The following is a 16,071-nucleotide window of genomic DNA, read 5'->3' on the forward strand; positions in this document are numbered from 1 at the left end:
ACCTTGAGCTTTTCTTTGTAATGTTTATTGTAGAAAATCCTTTTATAGAATACATGTTGTTTTGTTCTATAAACCGGCTCTGTTTTTCATTGACGTTATATCAATGTATTTTCTTCACAGGCAACCCAATATATGTTCCAGCTTCAGTTATATCCTTAACCACTACAGCACCTGCACCAACTATGCAATCACTGGTAATATTTATATTATTACTTACAACACTTCCTATCCCCAACCATGTGCCCCTCCCGACTATAACAGTACCAGCAATATGTACACCTGGGGATATGTGAGTGTAATCTTCAATTACACAGTCATGATCTATTGTGGCACCGGTATTGACTATACAACCTTTACCTATCATGGTGCTACAGTTAATCACTGTTCCAGCCATTATTACTGTGCCAGCATCTATTTCAACCTGTTCCCCAATAATAGCACTAGGGTGAATTAATATTGGTATACTGGCACCTGCCATTTCAAGGTCAATCAGTATTTTTTCTCTTGTTTTGTTATTGCCTATTGCAACAAAAATCTCATAATCATTTATATATTTTATGGCATCACTAGATTTGCCTATCACCTCTAAGTTCATTGAGGTTTTTATGCTTTCATTATCATCTAAAAATGCTATGCTCTTCCATTTATTCATTTTCACGGCAATGTCAGCAACAACTTTACCATGGCCACTGGCACCGATTATAAGAAGTTTGTTTTTCATAGCTCTACTCTTCCCTTGGTATCTCCCTTGAAGGGCTCCATTGTGGCTGCATTCTCTGAATTGACACCTTCTCTTACAAAAACTTTCTTGAATGTTAAGAGAATAATCTTCAGATCACCAATAAAACTAATACTATCTACATACTCTACATCAAAGTTAAACTTGCTTTCCCAGCTAATAGCATTTCTGCCGTTTACCTGTGCTAAACCTGTTAAACCCGGCCTTACTTCATGTCGTCGTTTTTGATAATCATTGTAAAGGGGCAGGTATTGTACTAATAATGGCCTTGGGCCTATGATTGACATATCACCTTTTAAAATATTAAAAAGTTCAGGGAGTTCATCAAGTGATGTAGATCTTAAAAACTTTCCGAATCGTGTTAACCTCATCCCATCCGGTAATAATTCTCCATTCTCGTCTCTCTTATCCGTCATTGTTCGGAATTTATACATAGTAAAAATTCCTTCATTCAGCCCTGGCCGTTTCTGCTTGAATATTACTGGGCTACCTAGGTTAACTCTTACTAGTAATGCAACAATTAATAAAATCGGACTAAGAACTATAATTGCAATTAATGATAAGATAAAGTCCATTGGCCTTTTAATATACCTTTTATATATCCCACCCTTGGCAGATTGCAAAGGTGGTCTTATATTGGTTTTGACTTTCGTTTGCATTTACCTCCACAACCCTTTTACAATTTCCACAATTCTCCCAAGATCCTCATCATTCATCTTGGTATCGGATGGTAAACATATACCACTCTCAAATAGCTTCTCTGCCACATCTCCGCCAATGTAATCATACTTTTCAAAGAAAGGTTGCATGTGCATTGGCTTCCAGATTGGCCTTGATTCTACATTTTCTATTTCTAGTGCCTCCATAATATCTAGCGGTTTTACCTTACCACTTAGCGTCATACAGCTTAACCAGTAGTTTGGTTCATTCCATTCATTGATAGGCATGAACTCCACACCATCAAGCCCACCTAACTCCCTTTTATAAAACTCAAAAATGTATTTCTTTTTCTTGACTCTTTGATCTAGAACTTTAAGTTGCCCTCTGCCTATTCCGGCAACAATATTGCTCATTCTATAATTAAAACCCAGTTCACTATGCTGGTAGTGTCTTGCTGGGTCGCGACTCTGGGTGGCCCAAAATCTTACTTTAGCAATTCTTTCTTCATTATCAGATACTAACATCCCACCACCAGAGGTGGTGATGATCTTGTTTCCATTAAAAGAAAAGACACCGTAGTCTCCGAAGGTGCCTGTATGTTTTTCTTTATAATATGTACCCAATGACTCAGCAGCATCTTCTATTAATGGTACACTATGTTTATTACATATCTGAATAATTCTGTCCATATCTGCAGATAGGCCATAGAGGTGGACTACAATAACAGCTTTAGGTGAGTATTTTTCAAAAGCTTTTTCTAATGCCTCTGGGCTCATATTCCAAGTCTCATAATCACTATCAATAAAAACCGGGATTGCATTTTGATATATTATCGGATTTGCTGTAGCAGAGAATGTAAGTGTTGGGCAAAAAACAAGGTCTCCTTTGCCTACCCCTGCAGCTTTTAAGGCCATGTGAATTGCAGCTGTGCCTGATGATAATGCTGCCGCTGCCTTGCTGCCCACTTTATCTGCAAGTTCGCTTTCAAATTCGTCAACATTCTTACCAAGGGGCGCTATCCAGTTGGTATCAAAGGCTTCTTGTATGTATTGCATTTCGTATCCTTCATCACTCATGTGTGGTGATGAGAGATAGATTTTTTTTGACAATGCGTGTCATCCTTTCGGGATAGTTAGAAAGTAATAAGTTGGACAGTTAGAAAGCATAACGGTGGTTAGGACTTCGAAATTGATACCATTAGTCCGTTCAACAACCTTCCTACTTCCTCTGCTGATTTTAATGCCTCTTTGTATCTGTTTTCGTCAATATATTTTAATTCTTTTGCTAATAACAGCTGGTATTTCACTTCCTCTAAAGAGCCTCTTGCCATTAATAAAAACCTTTTGTATTCCTTGTTAGATCCTCTTGCTTTACCTTCTACTATATTGCTTGGTATTGAGACTGCTGCTCTTCTTATTTGTGATGTTAGACCGAAAAGCTCCTCTTTAGGAAAACTTTTGGTTAAATCATAAGTTTTTAATACCAACTGATGTGCCTTTTGCCAAACTATAAGTTTACTAGTATCGTTGTACATTAGAGTTCTCCGTTTTTGTTGTTAGACTAAGGGGTTTCCTTCCAACTTTCTACTTTCTACTTTCTTAACGATGATAGACACATCCGTTTCTGTAGAATTTCGTTCAAATCCGGTGTGTCCATTATTCATCTAACTTCCAAGTTCTTGATTCGGCTTTGTCTTCCGCCAGAAGTCTCTAAAGAAGACTAAAAACACACTGGCCATAAATCCTAATACACCTGCAATGGCCACGTTTAACATCTTACGGGGTGCCACTGCTTCCACTGGTAGTGGGGCAGGGTGCAACATTATATATAAGCCCTTACCGCCGGTTTGTAGTGACTGTTCTAGGTATTCCTTTTCAGCTTGCAGTTGTGATACATTGTGGTTTGCTTCATCCCACCTGGTGGCAAGTTTCTCGAATTGCGGATTAATCTGTGGTATTTGAATTACATGGGCACCTTCTCTAATTTCTGTAGTACCCAATAGCTTTGGGGTTTCTTCTAATTCTACTGTAATACTATCTAACAACCGTTCTTCTCTAAGAAGTTCTCTTTCTTTATCATCTATTAGCCTCTTCCGAAAATCTACTACACTATTAGAGGCTAGCTGATTAGCTATTTTTTGGATAGCCTCGGGGTTTTCACCTGAGACAGTAATCATTATTTGATTAGAGTCATTATTTAGCTCAGTTTTAACTGCTTTTTTTAAAGAATTGACAGTATAATTGCTACTATCTAACTGCAGTTCATCATATACTGCCTCAAACCTAGCATGTGTTGCCACTAACTCTTTATAGCTTTCTAATGACAAGCCTTGTTGTTCAACAAATTTTTTGTCGAACATGATGTTGGCTCTGGCTTCATATTTTTCCGAAAGAACAAAAAAACTCAATACACCGGCAAAAAATACCGATACTATACTTACTGCAATTATTATCCATTTGCCCTCTAATATTACCTCTATAAGTTCTCGAAGGCTAATCTCTTCTTCCATAATACGGCAACCCCTTTAATATTATAATTTAAGAAATATATGTTAACCAGTTAGTTTTCTATCCCACACCTTGAATTTTGGTATAAACTGTCTTAAAAACATTTCTGTCTCAACTTGATTTTGAGGTAGCTGCCCTGCCATAATCTCTGCAATTTTCTCTTCTATCAGTTTATAGTTTAAGTTATTTGGTTTTGCTACATATATACGCTTGTGGGTGGTGGCATTGACACCTTCTTCGGCTGTTAACAGCTCTTCATATAGTTTCTCTCCCGGGCGCATGCCGGTAATCACTATATCTATATCTTTTCCCGGTTCAAAGCCAGAAAGCTTAATGATGCTTTTGGCAAGATCCATTATTTTTACCGGGTCACCCATGTCTAAAACAAATATTTCGCCGCCTTTTGCCATGGCCCCTGCTTGGATGACCAGTTGCACCGCTTCGGGGATAGTCATAAAGTATCTGATCATATCAGGGTGGGTTACTGTTAACGGGCCACCTTCAGCTATTTGTTTCTTAAATAGTGGTACGACACTGCCTCTGCTGCCAAGTACGTTGCCAAATCTTACCGCTACAAAATTTGTATTGCTGGTTTTATCCAGATGTTGAATAAACATTTCTGCCACTCTTTTGGTGGCCCCCATTACACTGGTGGGATTTACTGCTTTGTCAGTGGATATAAGAACAAATTTTTTTGAGGCGTACAAATCGGCTAACCGTGCTACATTATATGTACCCATTACATTGTTTTTTATTGCTTCTTCGGGATTGGCCTCCATTAAAGGCACGTGTTTGTGAGCCGCAGCATGAAAGACCACCTGTGGTTTATATACTTTAAATATTTCTTCTATGGCTTTTTTATCTTGCACATCCTTTACTAAAGGAATTTGCTTTACATGTGGATTTGTATTCTTTAGCTCCATTTCTATATCATAAACATTGTTTTCGCAGTTATCAAGTAGCAGTAATTTCCGCGGTGAGTAATTGATAATTTGCCTGCATAGTTCTGAGCCAATTGAACCCCCTGCCCCGGTTACCAGCACCACTTGTCCATGGAGGTACTGGGTTATGCTTTCTAAGTCTAATTTCACGGGATCTCTGCCAAGTAAGTCTTCTACTTGAACTTCTCTGATTTTATTAACCGAAACATCACCATCAATCAACTCAAACATACCTGGTAATATTTTTACCATGGCTTCTGTATCCTGGCAAACCGTTACAATTTCTCTGATAACTTTCCTTTTAGCCGAAGGCATGGCGATAATTATTTCTTGTATAGCAAACTGGCTAACCAATTTTGGTATATCGTTTCTATCACCCAGAACCGGTAAGCTTAGTATTTTTAGTTTTTGTTTATCAATATCATCATCTACAAAGCCGACAATGTTTATTTTACCATTGTAGTGACTTTTTAGCTCCTTTGCCACCAGTACCCCGGCATCACCGGCACCTACTATTAATACCGGTTTGCCTCCTGTGGGCTGGTAAATTTTAAGACCATAATCTCGAACCACCCGCCAGCCCAATCTTGAGCCACCAATTATCACTATGTTAAGCACCCAGCTAATAATAAATACGCTCCTTGGCAGCAGGTGCGAGCCTGAATCCATCAGAAAGTAGGCCACCGTCACGTTTATAGCCATGCCCACTGTAACAGCGGTAATGACGGTAACTAGTTCGCCTATACTAGCATACTGCCACAGCCTATTATATAAGCCGGCTAGATAGAAAACAGCAATGACAATTAGGGTGAAAAATGGTGCTAGGTTTATATATGCGTCTATATACTGGCCAGGTATGGCACCGTCAAAACGTATTAATAGCGCTCCATATATGGCTATATTTATCAGGATAACATCGGTAGCCATTAAAATGACTTTCCGAATTGTATTATTCACTTAAACACACACCTTGTTTGCTATTTTTCAATATCTTAAAGTTCAATAACTATCAACTCTTCAATGCGCTGTTTATTGTTCTCGTTTTGCTCAACAGCAGTCTTTAGCCACTTACGGTGGTTACCTTCATCGCCAAGCTTTTTATAACATGCCGCCAACCAGACCACCGTCTCCCCTTGCAGGTTTTTATCTTTATGGGCTGCATTTAGTAGATTTAGTGACTCTTTATAGTCACCTTGCAAGTAGTTGGCTTTTGCCTGGTAAAGCATATCTTCCCTGGTTATGTTAAAGGGGCGGTTACCTCTTTTGCCTGTTTCCTCTAGTTCTTGTAGTACCGCAACTTTTTGCTCGTAATAGTGTGCAAACAATTGTAGATTTTCTTCAACTTCTCTTTTACCTTTATTATTTATCAAATTAGTCTCTGCCAAATAATAGCTATATTTTATTAGTGCACTATAAATGTTCGGGTTATAGGGGGCTACTTCTAAGGCGTTTTCTAGTACTTGAATAGCCTCATTTATATTACCATTTTGATAGTGTAGATCCGCCAACGCTAGTTTTGTTTTTGAAGAGTATGGCGCACTTTTTTCTAGTTTTGTTAAGGTCTCAATAGCCTTGTTTTGCATAGCCTTATCTTGGCTGGCTTGGCCCAGGGAATTTAACACTGCTGTGTATCTAATGGTTGCATCAATGTTTTTTGAATCCAGCTTATAGGCCTGTTCTATTTTACCTATAAGCAATTCACCCTGCGCCATGGCTTGGTTAGCTTGCTTTAGGCTGCTATGCGCTATCGCAGGCAAAGCATTTGCTACTAAAATAATGCAACTTAACACTGCAAGAGCTATACTATGGTGCTTATTATTTAGTATCGGTTTGTTAATTAAAGCAACTAATTTGCTAGTAAAAGCATCGCCTGCATCTTTTTCATCTAAGCCTATTGCTTCTCTAAATACAATGGCCATCAGCAACCAAATAATTACTGCATAGGCTGAGTATGACATATTAAAATCTAAGAAATTATGGCCCATCAGCATGAAAAACGCTAATATTATTGCTATTAAAAGATAATTGTTTTGGTGCCGGGTTCGCCAATATAAAAGGCCTGCCGTTACTAAAAACGCAGTTACTATCACTGTTAAGGTAATTATACCAAGGGTACCAGTTTCGGCTGCCACCTGCAGGTAATAAATGTGGGCCTGGGTACTGTAGTAAGAATAGCCCTGATATTTCTCAAACAGGGCATTCCACGCACCGCCCCCAGCACCTAGAATGGGATGATCTTTATATATTTTTACCGCATCTTCATAGAACACCAAGCGTGTTGAGGCACTGCTATCTTCTTCGACACTTTGAAAAGTTTCTACCCTGTTGATTAATGTTTGTAATATATGTGGCTCTTCCTCACTAGTTGGTGCAATAGAGGGTGCCACATACACCATGCCAGCAGTAAAGATAACTATCATTACCACCATGGTGGCTGCCTGGCTTATCAATAATTTTTTATTGTTATCTTTAGATTGGTGGTGTATAAAAGAATATATTGCTGATAAAACAATAGCTGTTGCTATTGCCCCCAGTAATACTAGCCAACCACCTTCAGGTATGGCCATCTCTTGGTTTCTTACGTTAACTTGAAAGGTCGCACTCATGATGCTATTGGCTTTTATATACACCAGCATGGCCGGGACAAAGGATATTGCTGTGTATACTATATATGGCACTTTATCCCTAAGGGGGACTATCAATAACGAGATACCATAAACAACAGCAAATACTAGCCATGCCCCACGGGAATAAGTAAGAATAAATACCGAAAACATTAAGGTAGAGGCAGCTAAATATAAGGCAGTGGCTGTGGTGGTTTTAATAGTATCTACTTCTATTAATTCCTGGTTTTTATAGTATGTTTTAAGTGCCATTACAAGGCTGATGAATATGCCTGCGCCTAATATTGCGGCTAGTGTATTGGGGTATTGATAAACAGAGGCTATTCTTGAAGACCATCCCCATAATACTGCATCATTAAATTCCCAGGTGCTCATAGCAACACCGTAGCCGTATAAGGCTGTCCAAACGGCGGTTATGACGATGACATTAAGGGCTATGTATCTGTGTACTCTAGTTATCATAGTTATTAATAAGATGTAGTAAATAACTACATAATGAATATTCCTCAGCAGTTCATCTCTGGCAAGGCCGGGGTCTGCTGCTACAAAAAGGGACAGAAAATACGCAACAGGCAGGCCCCACAGTATTATATCAACCGCCCTGTTAGGAAGGTAGATATCTTTATCGAGAAAATATTTAACTAGTAAAGCAAGTAAGAGAACGATGCTTAATAGGTGTACGGTGAAATAGTCTTCTCTGAAAAACAAGCCGCGAAAATAGGGGGATATTAGTAGTATTAATATCATGGCACCGAATACTAGGTTGCCTAACGTCCAAGGTTTGGCCTGTAGGTTCTGTTCTACTTTTCTTTTTCGTGTCTTTTTTGTCATTGTTCAACATCCTTAAAATATATAAACTACATCTCTAATTTTTCTACAAACAAGCTTAAATTCCTTCTTTTTTTGTTCTAAAACTGTCGGTGTATGGTAAGCGCTTACAAATTAAGTAGCTCTATAAAAAAGAAAATAGCGTCCAAAAAATAACTGGACGCTTAGTAGCTTATTTAGTTACTGCATGGCGTAGGCCCAAGGCTTTTCAAATGCTATAGCCATTAATTGATGTTGGCATATGATATTCAACAGTTCGTTCTTAGCTTGCTCAACTGCAAATTCTGCATTCAACAAATCAGTTTTTGTGGTCATACCTACGTCATTTTTTATTTTTACAACGCGCAAGTTTTCTTCCGCTACACGTAATTTTTCCTGTACACTACTATATTGTTTTTCTAATTGTTCAGCTGTATAGTAGAAAGAGCGCACAGCTAGACGGGTTTGATTTTTTATATCATTAGCAGTAACTCTCGCTTTATCAACTTCAATATCTACAGCCTCATAAGGCACAGTGTTAAAAGGATCCGTAACATCGTATAGACTCCGGTTGAGTCTATTAAAAGTAATGTTTTGTTCTGCCATCCAGACAGCGGGGCTTCTGCTAACTGCTCGGTTCACAGAAGATTCTAGATTATCCACTTCTAGCGGTGACAGTTGTGGATGGTCAACTAAAACTGGTCGGTCTTGAGGCCATAGGCCGATTAAATTATTTAGCTTCTGATAGGCATCGTCTAATGCTTTATTGGTAGCAGACAGTTGGTTTTTAGCTGTCATATAGTCTGACTGGGCGCTGACTGAACCTAAGTTATCAACCATCCCAATTTGACGGCTGATTATCGACATCTTATTAACCCATTCTTTATTTTCTAAATTTAATTGAGCCAACCTAACATTTTCTTGTGCTTGCAACACCTCGTTATAGGCTTTGATGGTAGACATAGCTACACTATCCTCTGTTGCTGTATAATCCCGCATTGAACTCTGCCATGCTAAATCCGCCTGAACTAGGTTTGTAAATGTACGAGCAGCATTAGAATTGGGCGTTGGTTCTGCGGGAATAAACAAAACTTTGTCATTGATAAAATCTCGCACTTCTTTACTGCGATCAATTTCATATTGTGCAACTTGGAGTCTGTATGCATTGGCAATAGCATTATCTATTGCCGTTTGTAATGTTAACTCCGGGGTTACTGGTTCTTTCGCCCATGTGGGTGAAATAGATACAGCGAACACAATAACAGTAATCAATAGTAACCTTAAGCATTTTGTCACTATATCACCTCTAAATTTTTCACATGTTAAGATATGATGAAAGCCCGGCCCTAAGGGCCGGGCTTTCAATTAGCCTAAATAGTTCTTATTTCATGTCGATTACTACTTGACCGCTTGCAAAACCTACTGTAGCTCCAAAAGCTTCAGCTACAAAGCGGGCAGGTAGCATGGTGCGATCGTTGCTAATTTCTGGAGCTACGTCCATAGTAGTTACACTACCATTAACATCGATGCTGTTGCTACCAATTGTCAGTGCTACAGTGGTGTCACCCTTAGTCAGGGTAACTACTCCACCTTCGTAAGCTACGTCATCTTCATCTACGCCCAGAGCATATGCTAAGAAGCGTACAGGTACATAAGTGCGATCGTTCTTAATGTAAGGAGCAGCGTCCATTACTCTCATGGTGCCATCTACGTTGTAGATCGTGCTACCAACAGTGAACATCGCGAAACCAGCGTCACCTTGAGCAGGAGTGGTTACTTTAGCATTTACTGCTTTGTCTACGGTGTTGTTGTTCGGGAAGATAGCCCCATCGGTTGTTCTGAATACAGTTCTGTCGCTATGACTAGAATCTACAACTCTTTCATCACTGGATTCATACTTCAGAGTTCCTCTGTAGTAATCTTCAACTTCATTTCTATCGTTAACTTCGTTTACTGCTGCACCCTTAATACTTACAGAAATGTCAGCTTCAGGTACAGTACGGTCTACTACATACTCAATTCCGGTAATTTTAATTGTACTGGCTTCTGTACTTTCACTATCAATCGGAATAACGAGTACTCTGTCATCGTGGCCACCTAATGACCTAGTTGTTAAACCATAGGTGTCAATCTTCAGGTCACCTTCAGTAACTTCGACTTTCGGTGTGCTAGCATAACGAACACCTTGTGGCAATTCAACTATAAGATCTTTATCTTTCTTAATTGCACGTTCGTCGTTTTCAGTGATAGTTAAGTCACCAGCTTTAGAAACTGAGCCAATGGCTACGTTAGTAACACCACTAGCAGAGATGGTTACTGGCTTAATTACGTTAGCTAAAACGACTTCACCCTTCAGTCCTGCAGTGCCGCCGATTTCAGCCACTAAGTCACCAGAGAAACCAGGCTGTACTACTACTTCTAAGTCTCCTAAGGAAAGCTCAGCTGCATCGTTGGATTCTCCAACAACCTTCCATCTAGCAGTTTTACCATCGGTACCGGTAAATCCATCAAACTCAAGTTTTACGCCTGCATCACTATCACTATCTATTTCACCCCATCTAGCATGTGAAGGCAAAGTTATAGTAATGGTGCGGCCATCAATCAAACTCTTTTGTACAGATTCTTTAATTACTACTTCAGCTACTTCTTGCTCAACTTGACCAGAATAGATGGTAGGAACATCTTTGGTAGAGATTGTAACATCATAGTCACCATAGCTACCAATTACCAAGGATGATGGTGAGAAGTCACTCTTACCACGTACTTGTACGGTCACTTCACCAACTTTAGCATCAGTTTCATCGTCAACTTCAACTGCTAATATTAATTCAAAAGTAGTTTCTTTTGAGGTCTTCTTATTCATATCGATTCTAAGCTCATCATCGCCTATGCCATTCATTGTGAGCTTCACGTCACCGGTACCATCGGTTTTTACTTCATCACCCCAAATTGTGTTAACATCCGCATCGGCCCAAGCAAAACCGCTGGGCAGTCTGAGTCTTAAGGAATCTCTTCCTTTTTCCAGAGCCCCAGCTTTCTTTTCAGTTACACGGATTACCACATGGTCGCCATCTCTGGTACCTTCGCTACTAAAGGTAGGAGTATTGGTTACAGCCAACTCAACTTTGTCACTGCCAGTAACTACACTACCGAGGTTTACACTACCGCTAGTAAAAGCAGAGTTGCTAGGTGCACTTGCTGTTACTGTAACAGGACCGCTGTATCCGTTTTTAACATATACGTTAGGGAAATCTATTCTGATGAAAGCGTTTTCACCTGCGATGCTAACAGCATTCACTGTAATCATAAACTCATTTTGAGTTAATCTTTGAACCTCTATGTCATTTATAGACAATTCGTTGGTGTCCCCAGCATAGTTACTAGGAACAGTAATTCTTACGGTATCGGTACCAGATGTAATTCCGCTGTTCCTTTGATCAGTACCAGCTTTTATTGAATAGGTAGAGCCTGATACAGTTATTTCGGTACCAATTTCAAAGTCGGCTGGCAACCTTAAACTAACAGAGTTTCCGGAATCATCAAGGATACCACCATCAACTTTAATCAACATAGAACCAACATTGCCCCATTCGCCATCATTAACACTGGGTGCCAATAGTGCTCTGTACTCAGTGCCACTAGCAAATGCACTTACTGGCAACAGCATGCTGAACATCATTACCATAGCCAGCATAATAGCCATGGTTCTTTTTGATCTCTTAAAGTTCAATTTGTTTCCCTCCTAAGTTGTTGTTTTGTTTTCCCGGACTTTATACCGGTTGGTCTATTGACCAAGTTATTGATTAGTTAGTTAGGACGAACCATCCCCCTTGATTAGGTTCGCCATCCCCCCTTTCAATAAGAATTATGAAAAGGTGCCGAGGTTTTTGCCATTTGTTATAATCTGATAGTATTGGGCACCAATTGCTAAGTATGGTGTTTTCTACATCAAGTGGCAAAAACCCTTCTAATATGGGTCTTTTTTTATCGGCAGTTTAAAAATTACTGTTTTGCCGATACATTACGATAGACGAGATGTTTTCCAAAAAGGTTCCCATTTGGTTGTAATTTTTTTACCAAATGCTAAATTTTTGGGTCTATCGCAACATTAAAGGAAGCGGTTGTAAGTGCTTCCAACATAATAGACGGGAGTTGTTTTGTTTTTGTTCCCAGTTTTTTATGTTTTTGGTTAAACAATATGCATTATATGTTAATGGTGGGTATAAGATTCCATTTCGAGGTGTATTATATAGGTGTGTTTGTGTGGGAGAGGGCGGGCATGGAAACCCGCCCCTACGCATATAAGGTAATTTCTGTGGTTTGGATGGGGTGGTTGGATGTACTACAGGGTTTTAGTGTTAATTCTGGTAATGTTTTTTTCATTTGGATTAATATCTAAACCTTCTCATGCTTCTTCTGATGTTAATGTGATTGTGCTTTGGACGGATGATGGGCGGTTGAAGGCTGCTACTTTGATGTGTGTCAAGCCTGAGAGTGAACGCACCGGTGTTATTGCGGTGCCGCGGTATGTTCAGGTGCCCTTGGGTGAGATGTATGTTTCTGTTGAAGAGTATTATTCTCTTCAAGGGCGTGATAGTTTAATTTCTTTATTAGAGAATAAGTTTGATTTTACTATCCATAGTTATGTGAGTATTGAACAGAAGGCTGTGGAGTATACCAGCAGGATATTGGGTGAGATTTTAGTAGGAGAAGATACTACCACTGTGGTTGATGCCTTTGAGGGGACATTGCAGGAGATACGGCGGGATGATCAGGCGGTAGTGCAGGCATTGGCTCGACGGTTGTTTCAGCCGGATGCGTTGATACGGTTACCTTATTTGACCTATGTTTTTATGACTAATATTGAGACTAATTTTCGGGAGCGGGATGTATTGACGGTGTTTTGGGCAGTGCGTAGTCATGGGGTGGATACCATGAAGAAGCGGGCGGTGCCGGGGGAAGATTATTTTGTTGATGGGCAGAAGGTACGGTTTGTGGAGGATGAGGCCTGGGAGTTGGTTTTGCAAGAGGTTACGGGGTAATTGCATGTAATAATGCACGTTTTAGGGCGCGATGAATCGCGCCCCTACAGTGTGCAATGTGATTATTTGGGGGTTCCCCCGTTTTTTATGTGATTATTAGCCCATTACTTTTCTAAAGAGCTTTTTGTTCTTCGGTGTCGGCAGTATGTTCATCATGGCCAGGGCTTTGCCTGTGCCTATGGCCACCGAGCTGATGGCTTCTTCTGATACGTATACCGGCAGGCCGGTTTCTTTGCTAATTAGTTTATCAAAGTTGTGCAGCAGGGCTCCGCCGCCGGTCATGATTATGCCCTTGTTTACTATGTCGGCCGCCAGTTCAGGCGGGGTGTGTTCCAGCACTTCTTTTACCGCGCTTACCACCGCTTCCAGGGGTTCGTATATCGCCTCGTATACTTGGCTGGTGGTAACGGTGATGGCTTTTGGTAAGCCTGTTACCAGGTCGCGGCCCCTTATTTGGGTGCTGCGGTTGTCGTCTACTAGGGCACTGCCCACTTCTACTTTTATTTCTTCACCGGTGCGCTCGCCAATCATTAGGTTAAATTCCCTTCTGATATATCTTACGATGGCTTCGTCAAATTTATCGCCGCCCACCCGTAAAGAGCGGCTGCATACTATGCCGCCCAGTGACAGCACCGCCACGTCGGTGGTGCCGCCGCCGATGTCTACCACCATGGAACCGCTGGGTTCTGAGATATCCAGACCGGCGCCCAGTGCCGCAGCTAAAGGCTCTTCTATTAGGTGGGCCTGTTTTGCACCGGCTTGAATTGCTGCCTGGCGCACCGCCCGTTCTTCTACACCGGTAACCCCCGAGGGGATGCATACCATTACCCGGGGCTTAAAGAACAATTTTTTTACGTTGGCTTTATTAATGAAGTAGCGAAGCATTTTCTCGGTAACATCGTAGTCAGCTATAACCCCTTCCCTTAGGGGGCGAATTGCCACAATGTTGCCCGGTGTACGGCCCAGCATGCGGCGGGCTTCTTCTCCCACTGCAATAATTTTTCCGGTGTCTTTATTTATTGCCACCACCGAGGGTTCCTGTAGTACTATTCCTTTGCCTTTAACAAAGACCAGTACGCTGGCTGTGCCCAGGTCTACCCCTATGTCGGTTGATCCAAAAAGTCCGAACATTTTAGTACGTTTCCTCCCCGATTTGTTCCACTGGTTTACATATGTGGGTGGGCATAGTCGCCCGCCCCTGCGTTAAAATAGACAAGTTTTGGGATCGGGTTGGGTTCGATAAATCGAACCCCCACATAATCGATAATAGAAGCTCACGTATTACATAATCGATTTACCTAGTGATAATCAAAACCCTACATAATCATCAATACGTAAAACCGTTCCCTACAAGATTTGACGGGGAAAGCCACCCGCCCCAACAGGGCATTGGACAAGTTGGTTGTCTGTTATCGAGCTTAAAGACCTTATGTGTTTTCTTAGGCTTGTCTATTTTTTAAGCAAGAAAAAATTAGTGGAACTTGAAATATATTTATTACTTTTGCTATCATTCGACTTTTTGGCTGGAAATCCTCTAATACTGTATAAATATACTTAACCTAATTCCTTGTATTTTTTTCTAGTTGCCTCGCCTCCACGGAGGTGGCGTTCTGATTTGTTTATGTCCAGTATCTTTTTAACTTCTCTGGCCAACTCTTTGTTTAATGACGGCAGCCGTTCTGTCATGTCTTTATGTACCGTGCTTTTGCTTACCTGAAATACCTGGGCGGTTTGACGTACGGTTGCCCCGGTTTCCAGAATGTAGGCGCAAATTTCTAATACGCGTTTTTGTATATATTCTTGCATCCCCCTACCTCCCCGGGCACACTTTTGAACGAGAATCCTTTGGATTGTTAATCACCCTTAAAAACCCGCCGCCTGTGGGGCGGGGTTCTAAGACGGGTTAGTTTGTGATAACTATTTAGATATATATGCCGGACAGGTTAAATAATGCTAAGAAATCGCTTGGAATTAAATGGGGGCGCATCCATGGGCTAGTTGCTATAAGGGGTTAATGGGGTGGCCGTTTTCCATCAAGGTAAATTCAACCTGTGAATCTTGTTCCACACCAAGTATGTCACCTTGATCAACCTCTTGATTAACTTTTACCTGCACCTGGCTTAGGCCGCTGTATTTGGTCTGATATCCTTGACCGTGGTCTATTATTACCATAAATCCCTTATGGGGGTGTTGGTCTATGTCTACTACTTTGCCCGGCAAGGCTGCCTTTACCGTTTCATCCTCCGGTACTGCAAATTTTAGCCCCTCACTGATGCGGTAGTCGTTATATTGTTCCGAAAAGTAGGGTTGGTGGTAGGTGAGTATTAGCTCTCCCTTTACCGGCAGGGCCAGCCGGTTTAGGTCTACCTGTGCTTGCTGCCTTTCTCTCTCTTCCTTTGGTTGTTCAATTGGTTCGTTTACTTGTTGGTGACTTTCTACAGCGGCTTTATGGCCGGTGTCCTTTACCACCGGCTGGTTTGGTGCCAGCACAACGAATTTAAGCAGGGTAAAGGTTGCCACCAAGACCATAAGGGCTGCAGCTGCATATACCCCGCCGCCCCTAAATAGCCATTTTTTTAACCATTCACGGTGTTTTTCCATGGCGTCTTTGTTTTTTAGTTTTTGTTTTAGGCTGTCAAATGGCCACATTGTTTATCACCTCAGTTGTAGTTTTGACCTTTGTTTGGGCTTTTATACATGAATGGCTGTGCGGGCTCGATGAATCAAGCCCCTACATTTTTGTTAATTGTA

General features: G+C 40.9%; 13 protein-coding genes. 1 reads left to right on the forward strand and 12 read right to left on the reverse strand.

The genetic code is table 11. The annotated features are described in order from the left end of the window. Nucleotides 1–100: 100 nt before the first annotated feature. The 9 genes from BR02_RS0103230 to BR02_RS0103270 form a co-directional block, all read right to left on the reverse strand. Nucleotides 101–721: an acetyltransferase gene (locus BR02_RS0103230; protein WP_031514134.1), complete on the reverse strand. Its 621-nt coding sequence runs from the start codon at nt 719–721 to the stop codon at nt 101–103. After that, a complete protein-coding gene (locus tag BR02_RS0103235) occupies nt 718–1,398 on the reverse strand; it encodes a sugar transferase (protein ID WP_114638776.1) in 681 nt (226 codons plus the stop codon). Before BR02_RS0103235 ends, BR02_RS0103230 begins: the two co-directional genes overlap by 4 nt. Further along, nucleotides 1,399–2,475, reverse strand: a complete 1,077-nt coding sequence (locus BR02_RS0103240; RefSeq protein ID WP_031514138.1) for a DegT/DnrJ/EryC1/StrS family aminotransferase — start codon at nt 2,473–2,475, stop codon at nt 1,399–1,401. Nucleotides 2,476–2,573: 98 nt separating this feature from the next. Next, nucleotides 2,574–2,933, reverse strand: coding sequence for a four helix bundle protein (locus BR02_RS0103245; protein WP_031514140.1), 360 nt, complete (start codon nt 2,931–2,933; stop codon nt 2,574–2,576). Nucleotides 2,934–3,062: 129 nt separating this feature from the next. After that, complete coding sequence (locus BR02_RS0103250) at nt 3,063–3,908, reverse strand: YveK family protein (RefSeq protein WP_031514142.1); 846 nt, start codon at nt 3,906–3,908, stop codon at nt 3,063–3,065. A 42-nt stretch (nt 3,909–3,950) separates the two neighbouring features. Beyond that, nucleotides 3,951–5,774 carry an SDR family NAD(P)-dependent oxidoreductase gene (locus BR02_RS0103255; RefSeq protein ID WP_031514144.1) on the reverse strand — a complete coding sequence of 608 codons (1,824 nt, stop codon included), beginning with the start codon at nt 5,772–5,774 and terminating at the stop codon, nt 3,951–3,953. Between the two features lie 65 nt (nt 5,775–5,839). Continuing rightward, nucleotides 5,840–8,302, reverse strand: coding sequence for an O-antigen ligase family protein (locus BR02_RS0103260; RefSeq protein WP_031514146.1), 2,463 nt, complete (start codon nt 8,300–8,302; stop codon nt 5,840–5,842). 177 nt (nt 8,303–8,479) lie between these two features. After that, nucleotides 8,480–9,550: a TolC family protein gene (locus tag BR02_RS0103265; RefSeq protein ID WP_169738565.1), complete on the reverse strand. Its 1,071-nt coding sequence runs from the start codon at nt 9,548–9,550 to the stop codon at nt 8,480–8,482. A gap of 109 nt (nt 9,551–9,659) precedes the next feature. Next, nucleotides 9,660–12,008, reverse strand: a complete 2,349-nt coding sequence (locus tag BR02_RS0103270; RefSeq protein WP_051688103.1) for a copper amine oxidase N-terminal domain-containing protein — start codon at nt 12,006–12,008, stop codon at nt 9,660–9,662. Nucleotides 12,009–12,615: 607 nt separating this feature from the next. Here BR02_RS0103270 and BR02_RS0103275 point away from each other — a divergent pair. Continuing rightward, a complete protein-coding gene (locus BR02_RS0103275) occupies nt 12,616–13,320 on the forward strand; it encodes an LCP family protein (RefSeq protein ID WP_031514153.1) in 705 nt (234 codons plus the stop codon). Between the two features lie 96 nt (nt 13,321–13,416). On the opposite strand, the gene mreB is transcribed toward BR02_RS0103275, so the two are convergent. The 3 genes from mreB to BR02_RS14705 all read right to left on the reverse strand — a co-directional run bounded on the left by mreB (nt 13,417) and on the right by BR02_RS14705 (nt 15,969). Beyond that, nucleotides 13,417–14,451 carry a rod shape-determining protein gene (gene mreB / locus BR02_RS0103280; RefSeq protein ID WP_031514154.1) on the reverse strand — a complete coding sequence of 345 codons (1,035 nt, stop codon included), beginning with the start codon at nt 14,449–14,451 and terminating at the stop codon, nt 13,417–13,419. 423 nt (nt 14,452–14,874) lie between these two features. Continuing rightward, complete coding sequence (gene spoIIID, locus BR02_RS0103285; protein WP_031514156.1) at nt 14,875–15,126, reverse strand: sporulation transcriptional regulator SpoIIID; 252 nt, start codon at nt 15,124–15,126, stop codon at nt 14,875–14,877. Between the two features lie 195 nt (nt 15,127–15,321). Beyond that, nucleotides 15,322–15,969 (reverse strand): M23 family metallopeptidase, encoded by a 648-nt coding sequence (locus tag BR02_RS14705; RefSeq protein ID WP_031514158.1) that lies wholly within the window; start codon nt 15,967–15,969, stop codon nt 15,322–15,324. Nucleotides 15,970–16,071: the final 102 nt, after the last annotated feature.

This window comes from Desulfofalx alkaliphila DSM 12257 (genome assembly GCF_000711975.1).
Lineage (GTDB): Bacteria > Bacillota > Desulfotomaculia > Desulfotomaculales > Desulfohalotomaculaceae > Desulfofalx > Desulfofalx alkaliphila.

Excerpts from the sequence above, each read along its gene's own strand:
- BR02_RS0103230 (WP_031514134.1), bottom strand. The coding sequence starts at position 721 with ATGAAAAACAAACTTCTTATAATCGGTGCCAGTGGCCATGGTAAAGTT.
- BR02_RS0103235 (WP_114638776.1), bottom strand. The coding sequence starts at position 1,398 with ATGCAAACGAAAGTCAAAACCAATATAAGACCACCTTTGCAATCTGCC.
- BR02_RS0103240 (WP_031514138.1), bottom strand. The coding sequence starts at position 2,475 with ATGAGTGATGAAGGATACGAAATGCAATACATACAAGAAGCCTTTGAT.
- BR02_RS0103245 (WP_031514140.1), bottom strand. The coding sequence starts at position 2,933 with ATGTACAACGATACTAGTAAACTTATAGTTTGGCAAAAGGCACATCAG.
- BR02_RS0103250 (WP_031514142.1), bottom strand. The coding sequence starts at position 3,908 with ATGGAAGAAGAGATTAGCCTTCGAGAACTTATAGAGGTAATATTAGAG.
- BR02_RS0103255 (WP_031514144.1), bottom strand. The coding sequence starts at position 5,774 with ATGGCTACCGATGTTATCCTGATAAATATAGCCATATATGGAGCGCTA.
- BR02_RS0103260 (WP_031514146.1), bottom strand. The coding sequence starts at position 8,302 with ATGACAAAAAAGACACGAAAAAGAAAAGTAGAACAGAACCTACAGGCC.
- BR02_RS0103275 (WP_031514153.1), top strand. The coding sequence starts at position 12,616 with ATGTACTACAGGGTTTTAGTGTTAATTCTGGTAATGTTTTTTTCATTT.
- mreB (WP_031514154.1), bottom strand. The coding sequence starts at position 14,451 with ATGTTCGGACTTTTTGGATCAACCGACATAGGGGTAGACCTGGGCACA.
- spoIIID (WP_031514156.1), bottom strand. The coding sequence starts at position 15,126 with ATGCAAGAATATATACAAAAACGCGTATTAGAAATTTGCGCCTACATT.
- BR02_RS14705 (WP_031514158.1), bottom strand. The coding sequence starts at position 15,969 with ATGTGGCCATTTGACAGCCTAAAACAAAAACTAAAAAACAAAGACGCC.